The organism is Streptomyces sp. NPDC051207, assembly GCF_040682395.1.
Lineage (GTDB): Bacteria > Actinomycetota > Actinomycetes > Streptomycetales > Streptomycetaceae > Streptomyces.
Genome location: NZ_JBFBAX010000001.1, coordinates 203332 through 228881 on the forward strand (window position 1 = coordinate 203332; position 25550 = coordinate 228881).

18 protein-coding genes and 1 pseudogene are annotated in these 25550 nt (G+C 73.3%); 7 read left to right on the forward strand and 12 right to left on the reverse strand.

Going from position 1 to position 25550, the window contains the following annotated elements:
• Window positions 1–18: 18 nt before the first annotated feature.
• Window positions 19–2400: a Tex family protein gene (locus AB0M97_RS00950; RefSeq protein ID WP_365958522.1), complete on the forward strand. Its 2382-nt coding sequence runs from the start codon at window positions 19–21 to the stop codon at window positions 2398–2400.
• Between the two features lie 61 nt (window positions 2401–2461).
• Here AB0M97_RS00950 and AB0M97_RS00955 read toward each other — a convergent pair whose 3' ends face one another.
• Together AB0M97_RS00955 and AB0M97_RS00960 are read right to left on the reverse strand one after the other, a co-directional pair.
• Window positions 2462–4102, reverse strand: a complete 1641-nt coding sequence (locus AB0M97_RS00955; RefSeq protein ID WP_365958523.1) for an ABC-F family ATP-binding cassette domain-containing protein — start codon at window positions 4100–4102, stop codon at window positions 2462–2464.
• A 13-nt stretch (window positions 4103–4115) separates the two neighbouring features.
• Window positions 4116–5186 carry an oxidoreductase gene (locus tag AB0M97_RS00960; protein ID WP_365958524.1) on the reverse strand — a complete coding sequence of 357 codons (1071 nt, stop codon included), beginning with the start codon at window positions 5184–5186 and terminating at the stop codon, window positions 4116–4118.
• Window positions 5187–5251: 65 nt separating this feature from the next.
• Here AB0M97_RS00960 and AB0M97_RS00965 point away from each other — a divergent pair, with 65 nt between their 5' ends.
• Window positions 5252–6205, forward strand: coding sequence for an FAD-dependent oxidoreductase (locus tag AB0M97_RS00965; protein ID WP_365958525.1), 954 nt, complete (start codon window positions 5252–5254; stop codon window positions 6203–6205).
• Window positions 6206–6261: 56 nt separating this feature from the next.
• On the opposite strand, the gene AB0M97_RS00970 is transcribed toward AB0M97_RS00965, so the two are convergent.
• From AB0M97_RS00970 to AB0M97_RS00985, 4 genes and pseudogenes are all read right to left on the reverse strand, one after another.
• Complete coding sequence (locus AB0M97_RS00970) at window positions 6262–7986, reverse strand: BCCT family transporter (protein ID WP_365958526.1); 1725 nt, start codon at window positions 7984–7986, stop codon at window positions 6262–6264.
• A gap of 102 nt (window positions 7987–8088) precedes the next feature.
• Window positions 8089–9359, reverse strand: a pseudogene (locus tag AB0M97_RS00975) (M14 family metallocarboxypeptidase).
• On the reverse strand, window positions 9356–11314 hold the full coding sequence (locus AB0M97_RS00980) for a Xaa-Pro dipeptidyl-peptidase (protein WP_365958527.1): 1959 nt from the start codon (window positions 11312–11314) through the stop codon (window positions 9356–9358). The pseudogene AB0M97_RS00975 and the gene AB0M97_RS00980 overlap by 4 nt, the downstream one beginning before the upstream one ends.
• A gap of 117 nt (window positions 11315–11431) precedes the next feature.
• On the reverse strand, window positions 11432–12904 hold the full coding sequence (locus AB0M97_RS00985) for an amino acid permease (RefSeq protein WP_365958528.1): 1473 nt from the start codon (window positions 12902–12904) through the stop codon (window positions 11432–11434).
• 268 nt (window positions 12905–13172) lie between these two features.
• On the opposite strand from AB0M97_RS00985, the gene AB0M97_RS00990 reads away from it, so the two are divergent.
• Window positions 13173–13865 (forward strand): MerR family transcriptional regulator, encoded by a 693-nt coding sequence (locus tag AB0M97_RS00990; RefSeq protein ID WP_365958529.1) that lies wholly within the window; start codon window positions 13173–13175, stop codon window positions 13863–13865.
• A 135-nt stretch (window positions 13866–14000) separates the two neighbouring features.
• On the opposite strand, the gene AB0M97_RS00995 is transcribed toward AB0M97_RS00990, so the two are convergent.
• The 3 genes from AB0M97_RS00995 to AB0M97_RS01005 are packed head-to-tail and all read right to left on the reverse strand — an operon-like array spanning window position 14001 to window position 18710.
• Window positions 14001–16178, reverse strand: coding sequence for a 3-hydroxyacyl-CoA dehydrogenase NAD-binding domain-containing protein (locus AB0M97_RS00995; RefSeq protein WP_365958530.1), 2178 nt, complete (start codon window positions 16176–16178; stop codon window positions 14001–14003).
• A gap of 49 nt (window positions 16179–16227) precedes the next feature.
• Window positions 16228–17442, reverse strand: coding sequence for an acetyl-CoA C-acetyltransferase (locus tag AB0M97_RS01000; RefSeq protein WP_365958531.1), 1215 nt, complete (start codon window positions 17440–17442; stop codon window positions 16228–16230).
• Window positions 17443–17477: 35 nt separating this feature from the next.
• The gene (locus AB0M97_RS01005) at window positions 17478–18710 is read right to left on the reverse strand and encodes a CaiB/BaiF CoA-transferase family protein (protein ID WP_365958532.1); all 1233 of its coding nucleotides are present in this window, start codon (window positions 18708–18710) and stop codon (window positions 17478–17480) included.
• Window positions 18711–18953: 243 nt separating this feature from the next.
• On the opposite strand from AB0M97_RS01005, the gene AB0M97_RS01010 reads away from it, so the two are divergent.
• Window positions 18954–20132, forward strand: a complete 1179-nt coding sequence (locus AB0M97_RS01010) for a saccharopine dehydrogenase NADP-binding domain-containing protein (RefSeq protein WP_365958533.1) — start codon at window positions 18954–18956, stop codon at window positions 20130–20132.
• Window positions 20133–20166: 34 nt separating this feature from the next.
• Here the strand turns inward: AB0M97_RS01010 and AB0M97_RS01015 are convergent, their stop codons facing one another.
• Together AB0M97_RS01015 and AB0M97_RS01020 are read right to left on the reverse strand one after the other, a co-directional pair.
• Entirely contained in the window at window positions 20167–20307 is a 141-nt protein-coding gene (locus AB0M97_RS01015) for a hypothetical protein (protein ID WP_365958534.1), read from the reverse strand.
• A 72-nt stretch (window positions 20308–20379) separates the two neighbouring features.
• The gene (locus AB0M97_RS01020; protein WP_365958535.1) at window positions 20380–21072 is read right to left on the reverse strand and encodes an endonuclease V; all 693 of its coding nucleotides are present in this window, start codon (window positions 21070–21072) and stop codon (window positions 20380–20382) included.
• A gap of 206 nt (window positions 21073–21278) precedes the next feature.
• Between AB0M97_RS01020 and AB0M97_RS01025 the strand changes: the two genes are divergently transcribed.
• Complete coding sequence (locus AB0M97_RS01025) at window positions 21279–21695, forward strand: SsgA family sporulation/cell division regulator (RefSeq protein ID WP_365958536.1); 417 nt, start codon at window positions 21279–21281, stop codon at window positions 21693–21695.
• A 115-nt stretch (window positions 21696–21810) separates the two neighbouring features.
• On the opposite strand, the gene AB0M97_RS01030 is transcribed toward AB0M97_RS01025, so the two are convergent.
• Window positions 21811–22452, reverse strand: coding sequence for a GPP34 family phosphoprotein (locus tag AB0M97_RS01030; protein WP_365958537.1), 642 nt, complete (start codon window positions 22450–22452; stop codon window positions 21811–21813).
• Window positions 22453–22751: 299 nt separating this feature from the next.
• On the opposite strand from AB0M97_RS01030, the gene AB0M97_RS01035 reads away from it, so the two are divergent.
• Entirely contained in the window at window positions 22752–24374 is a 1623-nt protein-coding gene (locus tag AB0M97_RS01035) for an ABC-F family ATP-binding cassette domain-containing protein (RefSeq protein ID WP_365958538.1), read from the forward strand.
• 316 nt (window positions 24375–24690) lie between these two features.
• The gene (gene ddaH, locus AB0M97_RS01040) at window positions 24691–25467 is read left to right on the forward strand and encodes a dimethylargininase (protein WP_365958539.1); all 777 of its coding nucleotides are present in this window, start codon (window positions 24691–24693) and stop codon (window positions 25465–25467) included.
• Window positions 25468–25550: the final 83 nt, after the last annotated feature.

Genomic DNA, 25550 nt, shown 5'->3' on the forward strand with positions numbered 1-25550 from the left:
AGAAGGCGGTACGGGATCGTGACGACACCCGCGTCCATGGCGGCAGGGTCCATCGAAGGCAGGATCGCCGAGGAACTCGGCGTACGGGAGCGGCAGGTCAAGGCCGCCGTCGGGCTGCTCGACGGCGGTTCGACGGTGCCCTTCATCGCCCGCTACCGCAAGGAAGCGACCGAGATGCTCGACGACGCGCAGCTGCGCGCGATCGAGGAGCGGCTGCGTTACCTGCGGGAGCTGGAGGAGCGCCGGACGGCGATCCTGGAGTCGGTGCGCGAGCAGGGCAAGCTCACCGAGGAGCTCGAGGCCCGCATCCGGGGCGCGGAGACCAAAGCGCGCCTGGAGGACATCTACCTGCCGTTCAAGCCCAAGCGGCGGACCAAGGCGCAGATCGCCCGCGAGGCCGGACTGGAACCGCTCGCCGAGGGCCTGCTGGCCGACCCGACGGTCGACCCGCAGGCCGCGGCGGCGGCGTTCGTCGACGCGGACAAGGGCGTCGCGGACGCCCAGGCCGCGCTCGACGGGGCCCGCGCGATCCTCACGGAGAAGTTCTCCGAGGACGCCGACCTGATCGGTGAGCTGCGCGAGCGGATGTGGGTGCGCGGGCGGCTGGCCTCCAGGGTGCGGGAGGGCAAGGAGGAGGCGGGCGCGAAGTTCGCCGACTACTTCGACTTCGCCGAGCCGTTCACCGACCTGCCCTCGCACCGGATCCTGGCCATGCTGCGCGGCGAGAAGGAAGAGGTCCTCGACCTCGTCCTGGAGCCCGAGGAGCCGGTCGACGGCCCGTCCTCGTACGAGGGGATGATCGCGCACCGCTTCGGGATCGCCGACCGCGGCCGGCCGGCCGACAAGTGGCTCACGGACACGGTCCGCTGGGCCTGGCGCACCCGTATTTTGGTGCACCTCGGCATCGACCTGCGGATGCGGTTGCGCACCGCCGCCGAGGACGAGGCGGTGAACGTGTTCGCGGCGAACCTGCGCGACCTGCTGCTCGCCGCCCCGGCCGGTACGCGCGCGACGCTCGGCCTGGACCCGGGCTTCCGTACGGGCGTGAAGGTCGCCGTGGTCGACGCGACCGGCAAGGTCGTGGCGACGGACGTGATCCACCCGCACGTGCCCGCCAACAAGTGGGACGAGGCGATCGCCCGGCTGGCCCGCCTCGCCAAGGACCACGCGGTCGAGCTGATCGCCATCGGCAACGGCACCGCGTCCCGCGAGACGGACAGACTCGCCGGCGAACTCATCGCCAGGCACCCGGAGTTGAACCTCACCAAGGTGATGGTGTCCGAGGCCGGCGCGTCGGTGTACTCGGCGTCCGCGTTCGCCTCGCAGGAACTGCCCGACCTGGACGTGTCGCTGCGCGGCGCCGTGTCGATCGCCCGGCGCCTGCAGGACCCGCTGGCCGAGCTGGTGAAGATCGACCCGAAGTCCATCGGCGTCGGCCAGTACCAGCACGACCTGTCCGAGGTGAAGCTGTCGCGTTCGCTGGACGCGGTGGTGGAGGACTGTGTGAACGGCGTCGGCGTGGACGTCAACACGGCGTCGGCGCCGCTGCTCGCACGCGTCTCCGGCATCACCTCCGGCCTCGCCGAGAACATCGTGGCGCACCGCGACGCCAACGGCCCGTTCAGGTCCCGCTCCGAGCTGAAGAAGGTGCCCCGGCTCGGCCCCAAGGCGTACGAGCAGTGCGCGGGCTTCCTCCGCATCCGCGGCGGCAGCGACCCGCTGGACGCGTCCAGCGTGCACCCCGAGGCGTACCCGGTGGTGCGGCGCATGGTGAAGACCAGCGGGCAGGGGGTCGCCGCGCTCATCGGCAACACCGCGGCCCTGCGCTCGCTGCGCCCGCAGGAGTTCGTGGACGACACGTTCGGTCTGCCGACGGTCACCGACATCCTCAAGGAGCTGGAGAAGCCGGGCCGCGATCCGCGTCCGGCGTTCAGGACGGCCACCTTCAAGGAGGGCGTCGAGAAGATCTCCGACCTGTCCGCCGGGATGATCCTGGAGGGCGTCGTGACGAACGTGGCGGCCTTCGGCGCGTTCGTGGACGTCGGTGTCCACCAGGACGGTCTGGTGCACGTCTCCGCGATGTCGAAGACGTTCGTGAAGGACCCCCGGGACGTCGTGAAGCCCGGTGACATCGTCAAGGTGAAGGTCCTCGACGTGGACATCCCGCGCAAGCGGATCTCGCTGACGCTGCGCCTGGACGACGAGGCCGCGCCGCAGGAGCGGCAGGGCGGCGGGAGCGGGCGCCCGCAGCAGCGGGGCGGCAGGCCGCCGCAGCAGCGTCAGGCCCGCGGTGGCGGTGGGGGCGGCGGTGCGCGTCAGGCGCCGCCGCCCGCCAACAGCGCGATGGCGGACGCGCTGCGCCGGGCGGGCCTGCTGGACCGGGGCAACGGCAAGCGCTGACCGGCCGGGCCCGGACCCCCTCGGCATCGCCGCGGGGGTCCGGACCCGTCGCGCACGGGGATCAGCGCTCGGTCACCTTGCCGTCCGTGACCTCCAGGCGGCGGCTCACGTGGACCGCGTCGAGCATGCGGCGGTCGTGGGTGACCAGCAGCAGCGTGCCCTCGTACGCGTCCAGGGCCGACTCCAGCTGCTCGATGGCGGGCAGGTCGAGGTGGTTCGTGGGCTCATCCAGGACCAGCAGGTTGACGCCGCGGCCCTGGAGGAGGGCGAGGGCGGCGCGGGTGCGTTCGCCGGGTGAGAGGGTCGCCGCGGGCCGCAGGACGTGGTCCGTCTTCAGGCCGAACTTGGCGAGCAGCGTACGGACCTCCACCGGTTCGGTGTCCGGGACGGCCGCCCGGAACGTGTCGAGCAGCGACTCGGTGCCGTGGAACAGCTTGCGGGCCTGGTCGACCTCGCCGACCAGGACTCCGGAGCCGAGCGCGGCGTGCCCGGCGTCCAGCGGTACACGGCCGAGCAGCGCGGCCAGCAGGGTCGACTTGCCGGCGCCGTTCGCCCCGGTGACGGCCACCCGGTCCGCCCAGTCGATCTGCAGGGTCACCGGGCCGAGGGTGAACGGGCCGCGCCGCACCTCGGCGTCGCGCAGGGTGGCCACGACGGCGCCGGAGCGGGGGGCCGCCAGGATCTCCATGCGCAGCTCCCACTCCTTGCGGGGTTCCTCCACCACGTCGAGGCGTTCGATCATGCGCTGGGTCTGGCGGGCCTTCGCGGCCTGCTTCTCGCTGGCCTCGCTGCGGAACTTGCGGCCGATCTTGTCGTTGTCGTTGCCCGCCTTGCGGCGGGCGTTCTTCACGCCCTTGTCCATCCAGGAGCGCTGCATCTGTGCCCGGTCCTGGAGCGCCGACTTCTTGTCGGCGTACTCCTCGAACTCCTCCCGGGCGTGCCGGCGGGCCACCTCCCGCTCCTCCAGGTAGGCCTCGTAGCCGCCGCCGTAGAGCGTGATCTGCTGCTGGGCGAGGTCGAGTTCGAGGACCTTGGTGGTGGTGCGGGCGAGGAACTCGCGGTCGTGGCTGACGACGACGGTGCCCGCGCGCAGGCCGCTGACGAAGCGCTCCAGGCGTTCCAGGCCGTCCAGGTCGAGATCGTTGGTGGGTTCGTCCAGCAGGAAGACGTCGTAGCGGGACAGCAGCAGGGACGCGAGGGAGGCGCGGGCGGCCTGGCCACCGGACAGGGACGTCATCGGCTGGTCCAGGTCGACGGCCAGGCCGAGGGAGCCGGCGACCTCCTCGGCGCGTTCGTCGAGGTCGGCGCCGCCGAGCGCGAGCCAGCGCTCCAAGGCGTCGGCGTAGGCGTCATCGGCGCCGGGTGCCCCGTCGACCAGGGCCTGTGTGGCCTCGTCCATGGTGTGCTGGGCCTCGGCGACGCCGGTGCGGCGGGCCAGGAACGCCCGGACGGTCTCGCCGGGCCTGCGCTCCGGCTCCTGCGGCAGGTGCCCGACGCTCGCGGCGGGCGGGGAGAGACGCAGCTCGCCCTGTTCGGGTGCGATGAGCCCGGCGAGCATCCTGAGCAGGGTGGACTTGCCCGCGCCGTTGGCCCCGACGAGTCCGATGACGTCGCCGGGTGCGACGACGAGGTCGAGGCCGGTGAACAGGGAGCGGTCGCCGTGGCCGGCGGCGAGGTTCTTCGCGACGAGGGTGGCAGTCATTAGGGAGCAGATCCTAGCCGCCGGAACGCGCGCCCCGCCTCCCCGTTCTCCCGCCCCGCCTTCCCGGCGTCGCCGCCTCCACCAGCACGGTTCCCGTCGCGCGCGCCACGACGAAGGCCTCCCCCTTCACCGCCTTCGGGTCCAGGGGGACGGTGTGCCGGCCGGTCTGCAGGACGTCGTCGAAGACCTCGTGGGTGTGGCTGCGGTACAGGCGGTCGAGGCGGTACGCGGTGAGCGTGACCCGGCAGGGCGCGGCGACCTCGACGGCCGCCTCGCCGCCGGTGACGGCCAGCCCGGTCAGACGGCGCCCCTCGGCCGGGCCGGCGGTCAGCGCCTGCTCGATCTGGTCGACCAGCAGCGGCACGATCGGGGCGAGTCCGTCGACGTACGCCACGTCGGCCCCGGCCTCTTCGAAGGCGCGGTACACGGCGGCGCGGTCCTGCTCGCCGATCGCGCGCCCGAAGGCGACGGCGCCGTAGGACCGCAGGTTCCCGTCCGGGATGCCGGTCGCGTCGTGGGCGATGTCGGCGTCGAGGTCGATGGTGCGCAGCGCGGCGGCGAGTCGGCGCAGGACGGAGGCGCGGGCGCCGATCAGCAGCACGCGGCGCCGGGGCGGGACGGTGGTGCCCTCCAGCAGGGCGGTGAGCGCCGCACGGTACTCGGCGCCGCGGAAGCGGAACGGGCCTGTGCCGTGATGGCCGTCGCGCTCCGGGTCGGCCCGCTCGGAGGTCTGCCAGGCGATGTCGCGCCACATGTAGTCGTCGCCGTCGGCCTCGATGACGGCGGTGGCGGCGCCGCACTCCAGGCCAGGGCACTCGGGGCAGCCGTAGAGGATGTGGCGGCCGTCCGGCAGCGGCGGGTCCTCCTCCAGCAGCAAGCTGCGCACCACGGCGGTGAGGCCGTCGGGCGGCAGGTCGGAGGTGAACGGGGAGACGGCGTCGAGGTCGCGGAACCGAAGCAGCAGCGGACGTCCGTCGACGACGAAGTCCATGAAGTCCCGGTGGACCTGGCACTCGCCGCCCGCGCGGATCCCGCCGGCCCGCGTCGCCGGCGCCACGGCGAAGGTGGCGTACGCGTCTGACATGCGGTGAGTATCCCGGGCCCGGGCCGATGGGCGCACGGCAGGGGCCGTTCCGCTACCGTCCCCGCGTGGCGTACGAACAGCATGGCGATGTCGTCGTGGTCGGCGGCGGGGTGATCGGGCTGACGACGGCCGTGGCCCTCGCCGAGCGCGGCAGGCGGGTACGGGTGTGGACGCGGGAGCCGGCCGAGCGGACCACCTCGGCGGTCGCGGGCGCCCTGTGGTGGCCCTACCGGATCGAGCCGCTCGCGCGGGCCCGCGCGTGGGCGCTGGGTTCCCTGGACGTGTACGAGGACCTGGCGGCGGATCCGGAAGCGACCGGCGTACGGATGGCCGAGGGGGTGCTCGGCGAGACCGGCTTGGAGGAGGTCGGCGCGTGGGCGGCGGCGCGGCTGCCGGGGCTGCGGGCCGCGACGGCCGAGGAGTACGGCGGGGCGGGGCTGTGGGCACGGCTGCCGCTTGTCGACATGTCGGTTCATCTCCGCTGGCTGCATGAACGGTTGAGCGCGGCGGGCGGGGTCGTGGAGGAGCGCGCGGTGGCGGACCTCGCGGAGGCCGACGCGCCGGTCGTGGTCAACTGCACCGGGCTCGGCGCCCGGGAGCTGGTGCCGGACCCGTCCGTACGTCCGGTGCGCGGGCAGCTGGTCGTGGTGGAGAACCCCGGCATCCGCACCTGGCTGGTGTCCACCGGCCCGGACGGCGCGATGGCGTACTTCTTCCCGCAGCCGGGCCGGCTGGTGCTGGGCGGCACGGCCGAGGAGGACGCCTGGTCCCGGGAGCCCGACCCGGCGGTGGCCGAGGCGATCGTGCGGCGGTGTGCCGCGCTGCGGCCCGAGATCGCGGGCGCGCGGGTGCTGGAGCACCGGGTGGGGCTCCGCCCGGCCCGGGACGCGGTCCGGCTGGAACGCGCCGCGCTGCCGGACGGGCGGGTGCTGGTGCACAACTACGGCCACGGCGGCGCGGGCGTCACCGTGGCCTGGGGCTGTGCGCGGGAGGCGGCGGAGCTGGCCGCCCCCCGCTGAACGGCAGTGGGCGGCACCGACCACTGCCCGCTGAACGGCGTCGGCGCGCCGGGCGGTCAGTGCTTGCCGATCGGGTCGCCCTCCACGTCCGTGCCGGGGCCGGGGCCGACCCGGATCTGGAACTCGCCGTCGTACTTCCTGTGGCCCTCGACGACCGCCATCTCGACGGCCTCCTCCGCCATCTCGCCGCGCACGACGAGGGGGTCGGCGCGCAGGTCCCGCATGAGCGCGACGCACATCAGGAGCATCACGACGACGAACGGCGCCGCCGCGAGGATGGTCAGGTTCTGCAGGCCCTGCAGCGCGTCGCCCTGGCCGCTGCCGACCAGCAGCATGATCGCCGCCACGGCACCGGTGACGACGCCCCAGAACACCACGACGACACGGCCCGGTTCGAGCGCGCCCTTCTGCGACAGGCTGCCCATCACGATGGACGCGGCGTCGGCGCCCGAGACGAAGAAGATGCCGACCAGGACCATCACCAGCAGGCTGGTGACGGTGGCCGCGGGGTAGTCGCGCAGCACGGCGAACAGCTGCCCCTCGGGGGTGGCCTCCTCACCGAGCCCGCCCTGCTCCTGGAGCCTCATCGCCGAGCCGCCGAACACCGCGAACCACACCAGGCTGACCGTGCTCGGCACGAGGATGACACCGCCGATGAACTGCCGAATCGTACGGCCCCGGCTGATGCGGGCGATGAACATGCCGACGAAGGGCGTCCAGGAGATCCACCACGCCCAGTAGAAGACCGTCCAGCCGCTCAGCCAGTCGGCGACCCCCTCGCCGCCGCTGGCCTCGGTGCGCCCGGCGAGGTCCGGCAGGTCGCCGAGGTAGGCGAAGACGGACGACGGCAGCAGGTCGAGGACGAGGACGGTCGGACCCGCCACGAACACGAACAGGGCGAGGACCAGCGCCAGCACCATGTTGGTGTTGGACAGCCACTGGATGCCCTTCTCCACGCCGGACACCGCGGACGCCACGAACGCCAGGGTCAGCACCGCGATGATGGTGACGAGCAGCCCGGTGCCGACCTTGTCCAGCCAGTTCAGCTCCTGCACGCCGGAGCCGATCTGGAGGGTGCCGAGGCCCAGTGAGGCCGCCGAGCCGAAGACGGTGGCGACGATCGCGAGGATGTCGACGACCCGGCCGCCGACGCCGCCCGCGTGCCGCTCGCCGATGAGCGGGGTGAACACGGCGCTGATGGTCTGGCGGCGCCGCCTGCGGAAGGTGCTGTAGGCGATGGCGAGACCGACCACCGCGTAGATCGCCCACGGGTGCAGCGTCCAGTGGAACAGGGTGGTGGCCATGGCCACCTCCATGCGGTCACCGGAGTCGGCCGGGTCGGTGCCCGGCGGCGGGGTCGTGTAGTGCGACAGCGGTTCGCTCACGCCGTAGAACATCAGGCCGATGCCCATGCCGGCGCTGAACATCATCGCCACCCACGAGACGGTGCGGAACTCGGGCTTCTCGCCCTCGGCGCCGAGGTGGATACGGCCGTAGCGGCTCGCCGCGAGCCACAGGGCGAAGACGACGAACCCGGAGGCGGCCAGCATGAACGCCCAGCCGCCGTTGTGCATCAGGCCGCCGAGCATGCGGCTGGAGACGTCCTGGAGGGAGTCGGTCGCCACGGCGCCCCAGGTCACGAACGCGAGGGTGAGCACGGCGGTGACGCCGAACACGACCCGGTCGGTCCGTGGCCGGTCCCGGCCGGGCAGGCCCGCTTCCGATCCGGGCAGCGAGCCTCCCGCATGTCGTTCCTTGTCGCTTGCCTGGTCGTGCGTCACAGGCGGCACCTTTCACCGAGTCGGCAGGACGGGGGGTGGCGGAAGCAAATCCGCCGGGTCCCTCGCAACGCTGCTACCACATGCGGCGCCGTTCTCACCTCCTCAGCAGTTCGTGTCCGGTTCACCCTCCGTCAAGCGGTACGCCGCCCGCCCGTCCAGCAGCAGGGGGACGAGCGCGCGCAGCTGCTGGCGCAGGGGCACGCGGGCGCCGTCGCCGTCCGGCGTGACGCGCACGCCGTGGAGTGCCAGCTCGTCGCCGAATTCCGCGTACTGGGCGGCGTCCAGGCGGTAGCGCAGGGCGGGTCCTGGATCATCTCGGCGGGTTCGGCGGGGTCGTTGTCGGCGCCGCCGAGGTACACCGGCCCGGTGTCGGCGAGGCCCGCCGCCCGGGCCGCGCGGGTGGCGGCCTCGACCCGGCCGCGCCGGTCGTTCGCAAACCCGAACAGGCCGTCCAGGGCGGCGAGCTGGGAGGTGACGCGGCGCCGGTTGTTGAGCGCCTCGTCGGCCTTCTCGGCGTCGGTGAGGGCGTCGACGCGGCTCTCGATGAGCAGGCCCACCGCATGCTTGATGCCGGACATGTTGCGCAATATGCGTTCCTGTCCGTCCCCGGCGACCTGCCGGATCGGGTCGCCCGTGGCGGGGTCGGTCCAGATGCCGTAGGTGCCGGTCGAGTGGCCGGCGGCCCCGGCCGCGGGGCGCACGTACGCCCCGGACAGGGTGGTGGCCTCGTCGTGGACGTCCGGGTCCGTGTTGAGGTTGCGCGGCCACAGGTCGAAGAGGTCCTTGTCGTAGTACGGCGGTGTGGCGCCGTACTCGTGCAGGTCGTAGACGATGTCGGGTCTGTGGTCGCGGACGAGGGCGGCCAGCGTCCGGCCCTCGGCGGTCCTCAGGGCGACGTGGTCGCGGTTGACGTCCACGCCGTCGCTGTTGCCGCGCGTGCCGGCGGCCCGGCCGTCGGGGTTGGCGGTGGGGACGACGAGCACGGTGGTGCGGTCCAGGAAGCGGCGGGTCGCCGTGTCCCGCGCGAACGCCAGGTCGCGGACGGTGGTCAGGCACGCCTCGCGGCCGGAGGGCTCGTCGCCGTGCTGGCTGCACACGAGCAGCACGGTGTTCGGCGTGGGACCGCTGCCGATTCGGACGAGCTGGAGCGGGCGGCCCTGCTTGGTCGTGCCGACGCGGTCGACGGACACGCGGGGGCTCGCCCGGTCGACGGCCGCGAGGAAGTGCCACTCCTCGGCCTGGGTCGTCCAGCGGGCGCCGTCCGTCTGCTCGAAGTCGGTGCGCGGCGGGGTGTCGTGCGCGGAAGCGGGCGTCGCCACCAGGGACGCGGCGACCGCCGCGGTGATCAGGGTCAGGGCGCGGAAACGGTTCACCGGGCTGCCTCCGGGACGCGGTGGGTGGTGCGGGGCTCCCCCACGCCGTGCAGGGCGGTGGGCGTGGGTACGGCGGCGGTCTGTCCGGCGGTGGCGCGGGCGAAGGCCGCCGTACCTCCGGTGAACGGGACGTGTGCCGAGGTACGGGACAGGTCCACGGTCAGCGTCGGGGTGTCGGCGGGCGGGTCGATGAGGCCCTGGTCCGTGCCGGCGACGATCAGCGCGAGGCGGTGGCCCTTGGGGACGACGTGGTCGGTGGCGGCCAGGTCGAGGGTGATCGTGCAGGCGCGGCCCGGGGTGAGCGGGGCGCCCAGGCCGGAAGCGTGGTTGCCGAGGTCGGCCCAGCCGCGGCTGACGACGGTGTGGGCCACGTCGGCGGTCCGCGCCCGGGTCTCCTTGAAGCAGGCGCTGTCGCCGGTGGTGCTCGCGCCCCAGCAGGTGCGGTCGGTGAGCGTGGTGATGCCCTCGCCGGGGGCGGTGTAGTCGCGGATGGTGTCGGGGCCGAGGTCCACGAGGACGGCCGACAGGTGGGCCGTGGGCGTCGTCGGGGTGACGGTGACGGTGAGCCGGGAGGAGCCCGCGATGCGCAGGTCGCGGGCGAGCGGCACGGTGGTAAAGCCGGCCTTGTCGGGCGTGGGCCGGTCGATGTGCGTGGCCCAGTCGCTCTCGCCGCGCCCCGGGTCTTCGGTGAAGGTCTCGGTGCCGGTGGAGCGGGTGAGGCCGAGGGTGCCGACGCCGGGGTGGTCACCCGCCGCGGGGCGCAGGGTCACGGCGTCGGTGCCGCGCGGCGGCCACACCGGGGAGGTGACCCACTGGTCGGGGCGGCGTTCGATGTCGGCCATCGGTTCGCGGTCGATGCCGTTGTCGTAGCCGAGGAGTTCGTGGTCGAACCAGCGGTGCAGGGTGTCGACCCAGGCGGCGCGGCGGAAGTCGAACGGGTCGACGTGGCCGGTCTGGGAGAGCCAGATCTTGCGCTCGACGCCGTGCCGGGCGAGGGCGTCCCACCACTGGCCGACGTGCTGCATACGGACGTTGAGGTCCTGCATGCCGTGGACGAGGAACACGCTGGCCCTCACCTTGCTCGCGGCCCGCACGTAGTCGCGTTCGGTCCACAGCGGGGTCCAGTCGCCGGTGCGGGGCGCGCCCTCCACGAGTTCGCGCTGCACGGCGGCGCACCGGGCGCGCGCGTCGGGGCTGTTGACGTAGTGGGACAGCCAGTCGGGGCCGGAGTCGTACAGCGGGGCGCCCTTGGCGAAGTAGTAGTCGTACCAGGAGGAGATCGCGCCGATCGGGACGACGGTCTCCAGGCCCTCGACGCCGGTCGCGGCGACGCCGTTGGCGATCGTGCCGTCCCAGCTCTTGCCGATCATGCCGGTGCGGCCGTTGCTCCAGGTGGCCTTGGCGCGTTCGGTGCCGGTGCGGGTCGTGTACGCCTTGGCGCGGCCGTTCAGCCAGTCGACGACGGCCTTCGCGGACTGGATGTCGGACCGGCCGCCGACGTCGACGCAGCCGTCGGAGCGGTTGGTGCCGGCCAGGTCGACGCCGACGAAGGCGTAGCCGCGCGGCACGAAGTAGTTGTCGTAGTACAGCGGCATCTGCACGACACGGCCGTCCGCGTCGTACGTCTTCTTCTGGCTCTCGTTGCCGCGCCCGCAGCAGGAGTAGTACGGGCTGGCGTCCATGACGACGGGAATCCTGCGGCCCTGCCGGGCGGGCTCCCGGGGGCGGACGACGTCGACGGCGACCCGGTCGCGGCGTCCGTCGCCGTCCCCGTCGAGGCCGGTGTCCACCCAGACGGACTCGCGGACGGCGTTGTCGTACGAGTACACGGGGCGGCTCTCCCGCGCGGTGCCGGGGTCGGCGGCGGCGGGGGTGGTCGGGGCGGTGGCCAGCAGGGCGGCCGTGGCCGCCGTCGCGAGCGGTCTCCAGGTCGTGAAGCGCGTGCGTATCGGCATGCGCGGACGGTACATCGGCCAACTGGCGTGCAGAAGGGGGCCGTTCGGGGCGGGTGTGCCCGCGGCGGCCCACCCGGGGCGGGCGCGGGCGGCGGGGCCCGCGCCCTTGAGGGTGCGTCAGGTGGACTTCGTCAGCTCCGTCAGTTCGCGGTCCGCGTTCCGGTTCACCCGGCGGCGCACCCCGTACCAGCCCGCCACCAGCATCGCCGCGATCACGGGGACGAGGAGCAGGGTCTTGCGGCCGACCCCGGGGTCGTTCCCCATCAGGCCGAGGACCGCCACGAGGAAGGCGATCGTGGTGATTTCCGTGACCGGGCTGCCGGGGAGGCGGAAGGCGGGGCGGGTGAGGGTGCCCGCCCTGGCGCGGCGGACGAAGACCAGGTGGCAGATCATGATGATCACCCAGGTGCTGATGATGCCGAGGGAGGCGACGTTCAGCACGATCTCGAAGGCCTGGCTCGGCACGAGGTAGTTGAGGCCGACGCCGAGCACGCACACCGCGCAGGTGAGCAGGATGCCGCCGTAGGGGACCTGGCTGCGGTTCATCACGGCGGTGAACTTCGGGGCCGAGCCCGCCGCGGCCATGGAGCGCAGGATGCGGCCGGTGGAGTACAAACCGGAGTTGAGCGAGGACATCGCGGCCGTGAGGACCACCAGGTTCATGATGTCGCCGGCCGCCGGAACGCCGATCTTGGACAGGACCGTCACGAAGGGACTCTGGTCCGCCGAGTAGGCCGAACCCGGCAGCAGCAGTGCGAGGAGGACGACCGAGCCCACGTAGAAGAGGCCCACGCGCCACATGATCGAGTTCACCGCGCGCGGGACGACCTTCTCCGGCTCGGCCGTCTCGCCCGCCGCCACGCCGACCAGCTCCAGCGCGGCGTACGCGAAGATCACGCCCTGCATGACGAGGACGACCGGCAGCACGCCGTGCGGGAAGACACCGCCGTTGTCGGTGATCACGCTCGGGCCGGGTGTCCCGCCGCCCACCCCGTGCCGTGTCGCCAGCAGGAAGACGCCGATCAGCATGAAGGCGACGAGCGTGGCCACCTTGATGATCGCGAACCAGAACTCCAGCTCGCCGAAGATCTTCACCGAGATCAGGTTCACGGCGAGGACGACCGCGAGGGCGGCCAGCGCCAGCGCCCACTGCGGGATGTCGGTGAACAGGCTCCAGTAGTGCGTGTAGAGCGCGATGGCGGTGATGTCGGCGATACCGGTCGTCGACCAGTTCAGGAAGTACATCCAGCCGGCGACGTACGCGCCCTTCTCGCCGAGGAACTCGCGCGCGTACGACACGAAGGAGCCGGAGGACGGCCGGTACAGGACCAGCTCGCCCAGGGCGCGGACGACGAAGAACGCGAAGACGCCGCACACGAGGTACGCCAGCGCGAGCGCCGGGCCCGCGGAATGGAGGCGTCCTCCGGCGCCGAGGAAGAGTCCGGTGCCGATCGCGCCGCCGATGGCGATCATGTTGACGTGGCGGGCCTTGAGGTCCTTGCTGTAACCGGCGTCGCCCGCGTCCGCGGGCGTCCGGGCCGCCTTGGTGCGGGGCTCGGCCTGTGCCGTGTGCACGGCGTCCTTGCTCACGGGTGGTTCCACTCTCTGGTGCCGCCCGGGCGGGTCGCGCCCGGGTGTCCGGATGTGCCATGGTCGGCGCTCCGTGGTGCGGGCACAGACCACGGGGCCACCTTCCCCGAGGAACGCCCTGGCAGGCGGTGGGGTACGTCACAGAGCGGGACATCTCACAGGGTCTGCCACGGGGGTGGCTCGCACGGCATGTCACGGGGGCGGCGGGGGCGGGGCGGAGGCCGCCGGAGGGTTTCACACTTCTGGTGAGACAGTGATACTGCTGCGCATGACGACCGACACCGAGCAGCCGACCCTCACGATCGACGAGCTGGCCGCACGGTCCGGCGTCACGGTCCGCACGGTCCGCTTCTACGGCACCCGGGGCCTGCTGCCGCCGCCGGCACTCGGGCCGCGCCGCGTGGGCCGCTACGGCCGGGAGCACCTGGCCCGCCTCGCGCTCATCGAGGAGCTGCAGCGGCAGGGCATGACGCTGGCCGGCATCGAACGCTATCTGGAGCAGTTGCCCGCGGACCTGAGCGCCGACGACCTCGCCATCCACCGGGCCGTGGTGGCCTCCTGGGCGCCCGACTCCGTGGCGCTCGTGTCCCTGGAGGAGCTGCGGCGGCGGGCCGGGCGGGCGCTGGACGACGGTGACGTGGAGCGGCTGGTGGCGATGGACGTCGTCACGCGCGAGGGCAAGGACTTCCGCGTGGACTCCGGGCTGCTGCGGCTCGGCGTGCAACTGCTGGACGTGCCGCTGTCGCAGGAGGCGATCCGCGCCGCGCGGACCGTCCTCACCGAGCACGCGCGTGCCGCCGCGCACGAGTTGTCGCAGTTGCTGCGCGGCGAGACGTCGGAGCGGGACGCCGAGGACGTGCGGTCGCTGTCGGCGCACATGCAGCCCATCGTGGTGCAGGCGCTGCTGACGGCGTTCCAGCGGTCGCTGCGGGAGGAGCTGCGGGCGTGGGTGGACCGGTGACGGGCCGCGCCGGGTGACGATCCGGATGGAGGTGGCCGGCCGCACGTGGAACCCGGTCGTCCCGCTGGTACGGCCGCACGACCGGTGGGTCCGGCGCTGAGCCCGGCCCTCCGGTCGTGCGGTGCGCGAGAGAGGTCAGGCGGCGTCCGTGAAGGTCTCGCCCTTCTCCGCCTTCTCCACCAGCAGCGCGGGCGGCGTGAACCGCTCGCCGTAGCGTTCGGCGAGTTCACGCGCGCGTGCCACGAAACCCGGCAGTCCGCCCGCGTAGCCGTTGATGTACTGCAGGACGCCGCCGGTCCAGCCGGGGAAGCCGATGCCGAAGACGGAGCCGATGTTGGCGTCGGCGACGGACGTCAGCACGCCCTCCTCCAGCAGCCGTACGGTGTCCAGCGCCTCGGAGAACAGCATGCGTTCCTGCATGTCCTCGAACGGGATCCGGTACCCCGGCCTGGTGAAGTGCTCACGCAGGCCGGGCCACAGGTTCGTGCGCCTGCCGCTGTCGTCGTAGTCGTAGAACCCGGCGCCGCCGCTGCGGCCGGTGCGGCCGAACTCGTCGACCATGCGGTCCACGACCGCCTCCGCGGGGTGTGCCGACCAGGTGCCGCCCGCCTCCTCGACGGCCCGCCGGGACTCGGCGCGGATCTTGCGGGGCAGGGTGAGCGTCAGTTCGTCCATGAGGGAGAGCACCTTGGCGGGGTAGCCGGCCTGCGCGGCGGCCTGCTCCACGGACGCGGGCTCGATGCCCTCGCCGACCATGGCGACGCCCTCGTTGATGAAGTGCCCGATGACGCGGGAGGTGAAGAAGCCGCGCGAGTCGTTGACGACGATCGGCGTCTTGTTGATCTGCCGGACCAGGTCGAAGGCGCGGGCGAGGGCCTCGTCGCCGGTGCGTTCGCCCTTGACGATCTCCACCAGCGGCATCTTGTCGACCGGTGAGAAGAAGTGCAGCCCGATGAAGTCGCCCTGCCGCTCGACGCCCTCGGCGAGGACCGTGATGGGCAGCGTGGAGGTGTTGGAGCACAGCAGCGCGTCGGGGGCGACGACGTGCTGGATCTCCTGGAACACCTTGTGCTTGAGGGCGGTGTCCTCGAAGACGGCCTCGATGACCGCGTCGCAGCCGGCGAGGTCCTGCGGGTCGGCGGTGGGCGTGATGCGGGCGAGCAGCGCGTCGGCCTTCTCCTGCGTGGTGCGGCCCTTGGCGACGGCCTTGGCGCACAGCTTCTCCGAGTAGCCCTTGCCCTTGGCGGCGGCCTGCGCGGAGACGTCCTTGAGGACGACGTCGATGCCGGCGCGGGCACACGAGTAGGCGATGCCGGCGCCCATCATGCCCGCGCCGAGGACGGCGACCCTGGTGACCGTGCGGGGCTCGATGCCCTGGGGGCGGTTGGCGCCCGAGTTGACGGCCTGGAGGTCGAAGAAGAACGCCTGGATCATGTTCTTCGCGGTCTGCCCGGCGGCGAGTTCCACGAAGTAGCGGGCCTCGACGACCTGGGCGGTCTCGAAGTCGACCTGGGCGCCCTCGACGGCGGCGGCCATGATGTTGCGCGGCGCCGGGTAGGGCGCGCCGTTCGTCTGCTTGCGCAGGTTAGCCGGGAACGCGGGCAGGTTGGCGGCGAACTTGGGGTGCGACGGCGTACCGCCCGGGATGCGGTAGCCGGGCCGGTCCCAGGGCTGCTGCGACTCGGGGTGGGCGTCGATGAACGCGCGGGCCTTGGCGAGGAGTTCCTCGCGCGTCTCGGCGATGTCGTCCACCAGGCCGTTGTCGAGGGCGCGGCGCGGGCTGTACTGGGTGCCCTGCAGGAGCACCTTCAGCAGGGCGTCGGTGATGCCGAGCATGCGCACGGTGCGGACGACGCCGCCGCCTCCGGGCAGCAGGCCGAGGGTGACCTCGGGGCAGCCGATCTTGGAGCCGGGCGCGTCGAGGGCGATCCGGTGGTGGCAGGCGAGGGCGATCTCGTAGCCGCCGCCGAGGGCCGCGCCGTTGAGGGCGGCGACGACGGGCTTGCCGAGGGTTTCGATGCGGCGCAGGTTGCGCTTGATGGCCATGCCGCCGTCGAAGAGGTCCTGGGCGGTGTCCGGGGTGACGCGGATCAGGTCGCGCAGGTCGCCGCCGGCGAAGAAGGTCTTCTTGGCCGAGGTGACGATGATGCCCCGGATGCTGTCCTGTTCGGCCTCCAGCCGGTCGGTGATCGCGGCGAGCGACTCCCGGAACGCCCGGTTCATGGTGTTCGCCGACTGGTGGGGGTCGTCGAGGACGAGGGTGACGACGCCGGTGTCGTCCTGTTCCCAGCGGATCGTGGTGCTCTCGGTCATGACAGGGGGTCTCCGTAAGAGTCTCGGAAGTCTCGTGGTCCGCGGGGGGTCAGACGCGCTCGACGACGGTGGCGATGCCCATGCCACCGCCGACGCACAGCGTGGCCAGGCCGTACCGCTTGTCCTGGCGCTCCAGTTCGTCCACGAGCGTGCCGAGGATCATGGCGCCGGTCGCGCCGAGCGGGTGACCGAGGGCGATGGCGCCGCCGTTGACGTTGACCTTGTCCAGGGACAGGCCCATGTCCTTCACGAAACGCAGCACGACCGCGGCGAACGCCTCGTTGATCTCGACCAGGTCGATGTCGTCGATGGTCAGGCCGGCCTTGGCGAGCGCCTTGCGGGTGGCGGGCGCGGGTCCGGTGAGCATGATGGTGGGCTCCGAGCCGGAGACGGCGGCGGAGACGATCCGGGCGCGCGGGGTCAGGCCGTTGCGCTCGCCGGCCTCCTTGGAGCCGATGGCGACGAGGGCGGCGCCGTCCACGATGCCGGAGGAGTTGCCCGCGTGGTGGACGTGGTCGATCTTCTCCACCCAGTGGTACGTCTGCAGCGCGACGGCATCGAAGCCGCCGAGTTCGCCGATGTCGGCGAAGGACGGCTTGAGCTTGGCCAGGGAGCCGGCGGTGGTGCCGGGCCGCATGTGCTCGTCGTGGTCGAGGACGACGAGGCCGCTGCGGTCCCTCACCGGGACGACGGACCGCTCGAAGCGGTTCTCCTTCCAGGCGGTGGCCGCGCGCTCCTGGGACAGGGCCGCGTACTCGTCCACGTCGCGCCGGGAGAAGCCCTCGATGGTGGCGATGAGGTCGGCGCCGATGCCCTGCGGCACGAAGTTGGTGGCGAGGTTCGTCATCGGATCGTTGAACCAGGCGCCGCCGTCCGAGGCCATCGGCACCCGCGACATCGACTCGACGCCGCCCGCGAGGACGAGGTCCTCCCAGCCCGAACGGACCTTGGCGGCGGCCATGTTGACGGCTTCCAGGCCCGACGCGCAGAAGCGGTTCTCCTGCACGCCGGCGACCGTGTCGGGCAGTCCGGCGGCGATCGCGGCGATGCGGGCGATGTCGGAGCCCTGGTCGCCGACCGGGCCGACGACACCGAGGACGACGTCGTCGATCGCGGCCGGGTCCAGGTCCGGGAAGCGGGCGCGGATCTCGTGCATGAGGCCGACGACCAGGTCGACGGGCTTCGTGCCGTGCAGGGCGCCGTTCGCCTTGCCGCGACCGCGCGGGGTGCGGATCGCGTCGTACACGTACGCTTCGGTGCTCACAGGTACGCCTTTCCAGGAGGGTTCGGCCGAGCGGGTCAGGGGCGGTCCGGGCCGGTGACCGGGGTGTGCGGGGTGTCCTTGGTGGTGCCGGTCTCCGTGGTGGTCCGGGTGTCCGTGGTGCCGGGGACGTGCGGGGCGTCGTCGGGCAGGAGGGCGGGCACGTCCCACTCGCGGGCCACGTCCGCCGCGCCGTCGCCGGGCCGGGCCGGGCCGGTGCGGACGGCGGTGGGGGTCGCGGAGAAGCGGGGCGCGGGGGCGGGCTGGGTGATGCCGCCGTGCTCGGTGAAGGTGCCGCGGGCCGCCAGGTGCGGGTGGTGCGGGGCCTCGGACAGCGCCAGCACCGGCGCCACGCACGCGTCGGAGCCCTCGAACACGGCCGTCCACTCGTCGCGGGTACGGCTCTTGAAGCGGGCCGCGACCGCCTCGCGCAGTTCGCCCCAGCGGGCGGCGTCCGCGCGGTCCGGGACGGTGTCGGGCAGGCCGAGCAGCTCGGTGAACTCGCCGTAGAACCGCTCCTCCAGGGCGCCGACCGCCATGTACTGCCCGTCGGCCGTCTCGTACGTGCCGTAGAAGGGCGCGCCGCCGTCGAGGAGGTTCGCGGCGCGGCGGTCCTGCCAGGCTCCCGCGGCGAGCATGCCGTGGATCATCGTGGACAGGTGGGCGGTGCCGTCCACGACGGCGGCGTCCACGACCTGCCCGGTGCCGCTCGCGCGCGCGTGGTGGAGGGCGGCGAGGACGCCGACGACGAGGTAGAGGGCGCCGCCCGCGTAGTCCCCGAGCAGGTTGGCCGGGGCGGGCGGCGGGGTGCCCGGGGCGCCGGTCATGCCGAGGGCGCCGGTCAGCGCGATGTACCCGATGTCGTGCCCGGCGCGCTGCGCGAGGGGGCCGTGCTGCCCCCAGCCGGTCATCCGGCCGTAGACCAGCGCCGGGTTGCGGGCGTGGCAGTCGGCGGGGCCGACACCGAGGCGTTCGGCGACGCCGGGGCGGTAGCCCTCGATGAGGATGTCGGCGCGTGCGGCGAGGTCGAGGACGCGGGCCGGACCGTCGGGCGTCTTCAGGTCCAGGACGACCGAGCGCTTGTTGCGGTTGGTGACGTCGTGATCCGGGTCGAGGGCGAGTGAGGGCCCGCCGGGGCGGTCCACGCGGACGACGTCGGCGCCGAGGTCGCCGAGCAGCATCGCGGCGAACGGGCCCGGGCCGATACCGGCCAGCTCGACCACGCGCACGCCGGTGAGCGGGCCGTGCGCGGGAGGTGGTGCCGCTGTCATCGGGCCCCCAGCTGGACTGTGACACAAGTGATGTAACACCGGCGATGCTATGGACGTCCGTCGGTTGGCACAAGAGGTGGGCAAGCAAGCGCTTAGCCTACCGGTGCGGGGTGCTGCTGCGGGCGTCCCGGGGGCGGTGCCCCCAGACCTCCCATCGGCGCTTCGCGCCTCGTCCTCAAGGGCCGGACGGGCGGGATGTACCCTCGGCCACCGACAACGGCGTCGTGTGGAGCGAGGGGTGTCATGAGCAGGCTGGACAGGGCGGGCCGTCCGTACGACATCGTCCTCTTCGGGGCCAGTGGCTTCGTCGGGACGCTCACCGCGGACTACCTCGCCGCGCACGCGCCCGAGGGACTGCGCTGGGCGATCGCCGGACGCAGCGAGGACAAGCTGCGGCGGTTGCGGGAGCGGCTGCCGGGCGACGCGCAGCCCGGGGTGCTGCGCGCCGACGTGTCGGACCCGGCCTCGCTGCGCCGGCTCGCGGAGCACGCGCGCGTCGTGGCGACGACCGTGGGCCCCTATGTGACGTACGGCGAGGAACTCGTCGCCGCCTGCGCGGACACCGGCACCGACTATCTGGATCTGACGGGCGAGCCGGAGTTCGTGGACCTGATGTACGTCCGGCACGACGCACGCGCGCGTGAGACCGGGGCGCGGCTGGTGCACGCCTGCGGGTTCGACGCCGTGCCGCACGACCTGGGCGTGTACTTCACGGTGCGGCAGCTGCCGCAGGGCGTGCCGCTGAGCGTGGGGGGGTTCGTGACCGTCGACGCGACCCTCTCGGGCGGGACGTTCGCCTCCGCCCTCAACCAGTTCGCGCGCGTGCGCGGCATGCGGAACGCGGCGCTGGAACGGCGCCGGCACGAGCCCCGGCTGGTGGGGCGGCGGGCGGTGGCCCCGACGGGTGTGCCGCACTTCGCCAAGGCGGTCGGAGCGTGGGCGCTGCCGCTGCCGACGATCGACCCGCAGATCGTGCGGCGCTCCGCGAAGGCCCTGGACCGCTACGGCCCCGACTTCTGCTACCGGCACTACGCGGCGGTGCGGCGCCTGCCCGTCGCGGTGGGCGGCGCGGCAGCCGTGGGCGGGCTGCTGGCGGCGGCCCAACTGCCGCCCGCCCGGCGCTGGCTGTCGGACCGGCTCAGGCCCGGCGAGGGCCCGGGGCCGGAGAAGCGCGCCAGGAGCTGGTTCTCCGTGCGCTTCGTCGGCGAGGGCGGCGGCCGGCGGGTGTACACGGAGGTCGCGGGCGGTGACCCGGGCTATGGGGAGACCGCGAAGATGTTCGCCGAGTCGGCGCTGTCCCTGGCCTTCGACGACCTGCCGGAGACTGCGGGTCAGGTCACCACGGCGGTGGCGATGGGCGACGCGCTGACCGACCGGCTGCGCGCGGCCGGGATCCGCTTCCGGGTGGTCGCCGAGCGGTGACGGCCGCCGCCGCACCGGCCACGCCCCGGCGCCGCTACCACGCCGCGACGGTGTGGATCATCCCGGCGATCCAGGCGAGTCCGGCCAGTACGGCGCACACGAGCGCGACGGTCACGGCGCGCCCGACCGGCTGGCTGGAACGGGCGGCAGGCTCGGTGGCTCGGTGCGTTGTCATGGCGTCAGCCTGCCGGGGATGCCGGTGCCCGCGGATCCGTACGGGTACTCAGGGGGCGTACCGGGGACGTACTCAGATACCGGTCGCCTGCCGCAGCGCCGCGCGGCACAGGGCGTCCGCCCTGCGGGTGGTCTCCGGGAGCCGGTAGGCCGGGGTGAGGGCCAGGGTGTGGGCGCAGGCGTTGGACAGGCTCGTGCGGTGGCCGACGGAGACGAAGACCGGCTTGACGCCGTCCTGGGTGCGCAGCGCGCTGCCGACCTCCTCGGTGCCCGCGAGCAGCGCGGACCGGCTGCCGCGCGGCGTGTCCGGCTCGTCGTAGGTGAAGGTGAAGGGGTTCTTGGCGACGCCGATGGTGGGCAGGCCGGTCAGGACGCCGAGGTGGCCGGCGAGGCCGAAGCGGCGCGGGTGGGCGAGCCCGTAGCCGTCGCAGACGACCAGGCCGGGCGGGCAGGGCAGGGCGTCGAGGGCGGCCAGCAAGGTGGGGATCTCCCGGAACGCGAGCAGGCCGGGCACGTACGGGAAGGAGATCCGGCCGACGGCGGTGGCCTCGCCGACGACCTCCAGCGTCGCCGCGTCCAGCACGACGGCCGCGGCGGCGACGACGTCCCGTCCGTCGTCGTAGGCCACGTCGACGCCGGTGACGTGGCCCGTGCCGGGCGGCGGGCCCGGCTCGTCGAGCACCACGCGCCCGCGCAGTCGGTCCTGCACGGCGCGGGCCTGTTCCTCGGTCGCGGGCCAGCCCGCGGGAATGCGTACGGTCGTCATGGTGACGCCGAGCGTACGGGCCGGGTGCCGCCGGGGCGCAACTGCCGTACGGGGCAGGCGGGAACGGAGTGCCGGGTGTCACGCATGAAGGCGGTGACAGAGGTCACTCGCCCCCCGTGTGCACGGAGTGGAGCATTCCGTCGTCTCATCCAGTGCACGGCCCGTCCGCCCCGGGAGTCCTGCCAGCCGTCACAAGGAGCAAGGCGTTGTCCATCGTCATCGAGCAGCTCGTCCAGGCCCGCCTCGTGGCCGCCGCGCCCCGCGTGCCGAGCATCCCCGCCACGCTGCACTACGACCGGCGCGACCCGTTCGCCGTCCGCATGACGTTCCCGGCCCCGGCCACCCTGGAGGGCGTCGAGGTCTGCTGGACCTTCGCCCGTGAGCTGCTCGCCGACGGGATGTCCGCGCCCGAGGGCCACGGCGACGTCCGGGTGCGTCCCTACGGGGACGACCACACGGTGCTGGAGTTCCACGCCCCCGAGGGCACCGCCGTCGTGCACGTCCGCTCGGACGACGTACGCCGGTTCCTGGACGCGACGGGCGAGGCCGTACCGGCCGGCACGGAGCACCGCCACCTCGACCTGGACCAGGACCTGGCGGAGCTGATGCGCGACGCCTGCTGAGGGCGTTCCTCTCACTGCCTTCGCTCAGCGGACCGGCGCTTGCCCGTACCGCCGCTCAGCGGACCGGTGGTTCTCCGTGTCACCGCTCAGCGGAACAGCGGCTCTCCGCCTCCGCTCAGCGGACCGACGGCACCGGCTGCGACGACAGTGCCGCGCACAGTTCGGGCAGCACGTACCCCAGGCCGGGTGCCTGTGCCGCGCGCCCGGTCAGCTCCTGGACGCGCCGTTCCAGGCGGGCGCGGTCCCCGTCCGGCACCAGCGTGCCCGGCTCGGCGGCCACGGCGAGGGCGACGAGTGCCGCGTCGGCCTCGGAGACCTCCCCGGCCGGCAGCGGGCCGTCGAGCACACGCGTGACCTGCTCGCGCAGCGCGGCCACGTTGGCGGCCCGGGCGGGCGCGTACTCCACGGACGGGAACAGCCCGAGCACCCGGTGCCGCTCCGCGCGCACGTACCCGGCCGCGACCAGCTGCTCCCGCACGGCGTCCGCGGTGATGCGGGCGTGCAGCGTCACCCAGACGCGCCAGGGGTGCGGCAGGGACTCGCGGACGAGTCCCAGCAGGCCGTCGAGGACGGCGTCCCCGGTGGCGGAGTCCAGGTCGGCCGGGGTGGCGATGCCGTCGTCGTCGACGAGCAGCCCGGTGCGGGCCAGTTCGGTGAGGGCGCCGGCCCGTACCAGGTGGCGCGCCGTCCGCGGCCCCGTGGCGTCGCGCGCCAGCAGCTGGAGCCGGGCGGGCAGGGCGAGCGAACCGTGGAACACGGGGCCTCCTCGGGAAGTCGGGCGGGCGGCGCGGAAATGCGTTGACACCCCACCCGCCCCCTCCTACGGTGAATGGCGGTCCTGTTGCCGTCGATGGGAGAAGGACGTTGCTCCTCTGAGGTCCTGAGACACCGAGTCACACCCGTGTGGGGTGTGCGTCGTGTGCGACCTCGGCGTTCGAGCCGTCCTTGCGGAACAGGGCTTTCCTCATGCGTGCCCTCCCTTCCGGCTGCCGGTCGTGCCTCGCGGTGTCTCGATACGCGATTGCCCCTGACCGCCCCGAGCAACCGCGAGGCAGCATGTCTACTTTCGTCACCTGTACCTCCCTGTCCTTCGCCTGGCCCGACGGGACGCCCGTCTTCGACGGCCTCGACGCCGCGTTCGGCGCCGGCCGCACCGGGCTCGTCGGCGCCAACGGATCGGGGAAGTCGACCCTGTTGAAGCTGATCGCCGGGGAACTCACCCCGGTCGACGGCACCGTCCGCGTCACGGGCGAGGTCGGTCACCTGCCGCAGAACGTCGCGCTCGACACCGCACTGCGCGTCGACGAGGCGCTCGGCATCGCCGCCAAGCGGGCCGCGCTGCACGCCATCGAGGCGGGCGACGTCACCGAGGAGCACTACGAGACCCTCGGCGACGACTGGGACGTCGAGGAGCGCGCCCTGGCCACGCTCGGTGAGCTGGGCCTCGGCCACATCGGCCTGGACCGCACCGTCGGCGAGGTCTCTGGCGGCGAGTCGGTGCTGCTCCGGCTGGCCGCGCTGCTGCTGCGCGGACCGGACGTGCTGCTGCTGGACGAGCCCACGAACAACCTCGACCTGTACGCGCGGCGGCGGCTGTACGCGGCCGTCGCGTCCTGGCCGGGCGTGCTGATCGTGGTCAGCCACGACCGCGAGCTGCTGGACCTCGTCGACCGGATCGCCGATCTGCGCGACGGGGAGGTCACCTGGTACGGCGGGAACTTCTCGGCGTACGAGGAGATCCTGGCCGTCGAGCAGGACGCCGCCGAGCGCATGGTGCGCGTCGCGGAGGCCGACCTGCGCAAGCAGAAGCGCGAACTGGCCGACGCCCGGGTCAAGTTGGCCCGGCGCAAGCGGTACGGGCAGAAGATGTGGGACCAGAAGCGTGAGCCCAAGGTCGTCATGGGGGCGCGCAAGCGCGCGGCGCAGGAGTCCGCGGGCAAGCACCGCATCATGCACGAGGAGAAGCTCGCCGAGGCGAAGGAGCGGCTGGACGAGGCGGCGGAGGCCGTGCGGGACGACGACGAGGTCCGTATCGACCTGCCGTTCACGGCCGTGCCGCCGGGCCGCGACGTCCTCACGCTGCGGGATCTGGAGCTGGTGTACGGGGCCCGGGTGGCCGGCGCCTTCGAGCTGCGCGGCCCGGAGCGGGTCGCGCTGATCGGGCGCAACGGGGCGGGCAAGACGACGTTGCTGCGCACGATCGCCGGGGAGCTGGCTCCGGTGTCGGGCGAGGCGACGGCGCACGTGCCGCTGCGGTTCCTGCCGCAGCGCCTCGACGTGCTCGACGCGGAGCTGTCGGTCGCCGAGAACGTGGCCCGGTTCGCGCCGGGCGCCACCAACAACCGGATCAGGGCGCGGCTGGCCCGCTTCCTGTTCCGGGGCGCCCGCGCCGACCAGCAGGCCGGCACGCTGTCCGGCGGCGAACGCTTCCGGGCGGCGCTGGCCGCGCTGATGCTGGCGGAGCCCGCGCCGCAGCTGCTCATGCTGGACGAGCCGACGAACAACCTCGACATGGCGAGCGTCCGGCAGCTCACCACGGCCCTGGAGTCCTACGAGGGCGCGCTGGTCGTGGCCAGTCACGACCTGCCGTTCCTGGCGTCGCTCGGCATCACGCGCTGGCTGGAACTGGACGGCGAGCTGAGGGAAACCACGCCGGAGGCTGTCGGGGTTTCCGCCTAGGGGGCCGACCGAGCGGGCGGCGGGACGGCTGCCGGGGTGGCCTCCGAAAGGGGCACCGCGGCAGCCGCTCGGCGCCCGCCCCGTTCTTGGCGCAGCATCTCGGGAGGGCCACAGCCCGGCCCCGAGGGTTTTGCCCGCCCGGGCCCGGCGGGCATGATGGCCGCCAACGGCGCACGGGGCGCATCGGCGGCGCACGTCGGCCGACGGGGCGCCCCCATGATCACCGGGGGCGTACGACGGCAGGCCGGATGCGCCTCTTCGCCCCCTGTGCCGCATGATGGCCCCACCAGCACGTCCTCGATCCGGAGACATTCCCGTGCCCAGCAAGAAGGCCCTCGTCCGCCGCCCCGGTCCGCGCCTCGCCGAAGGGCTGGTGACGCACATCGACCGGGAGAAGGTCGACGTCGATCTCGCGGTCGAGCAGTGGGAGGCGTACGCGCAGGCGCTGCGCGGCAACGGCTGGGAGACCGTCGAGGTCGATCCGGCCGACGACTGCCCCGACGCCGTGTTCGTCGAGGACACGGTCGTCGTCTACAAGAACGTCGCGCTGATCGCCCGGCCCGGCGCCGAGTCCCGGCGCCCCGAGACGGCCGGCGTCGAGGAGGCGGTGGCCCGCCTCGGCTGCTCGGTGAACTGGGTCTGGGAGCCCGGCACCCTGGACGGCGGCGACGTCCTGAAGATCGGCGACACGATCTACGTCGGCCGCGGCGGACGCACCAACGCGGCCGGCGTCCAGCAGCTGCGGGCCGCCTTCGAACCGCTGGGCGCGCGGGTGGTCGCCGTGCCCGTGAGCAAGGTGCTGCACCTGAAGTCGGCGGTCACGGCCCTGCCGGACGGCACGGTCGTCGGGCACATCCCGAAGATGGACGTGCCGTCGCTGTTCCCGCGTTTCCTGCCGGTGCCCGAGGAGTCCGGCGCGCACGTCGTGCTGCTCGGCGGCGGCAAGCTGCTGATGGCCGCGAGCGCCCCGAAGACGGCGGAGCTGTTCGCCGACCTCGGCCACGAGCCGGTCGTGGTGGACATCGGCGAGTTCGAGAAGCTGGAGGGCTGTGTGACATGTCTCTCGGTGCGCCTGCGGGAGCTGTACGCCTGAACCCCTGAACGGAACGCCTCATTCGGCCCCCGGCCTGCGGTCGGGGGCCGCGTCGTGCTCCGGGGCGACACGCCGACCGCCCT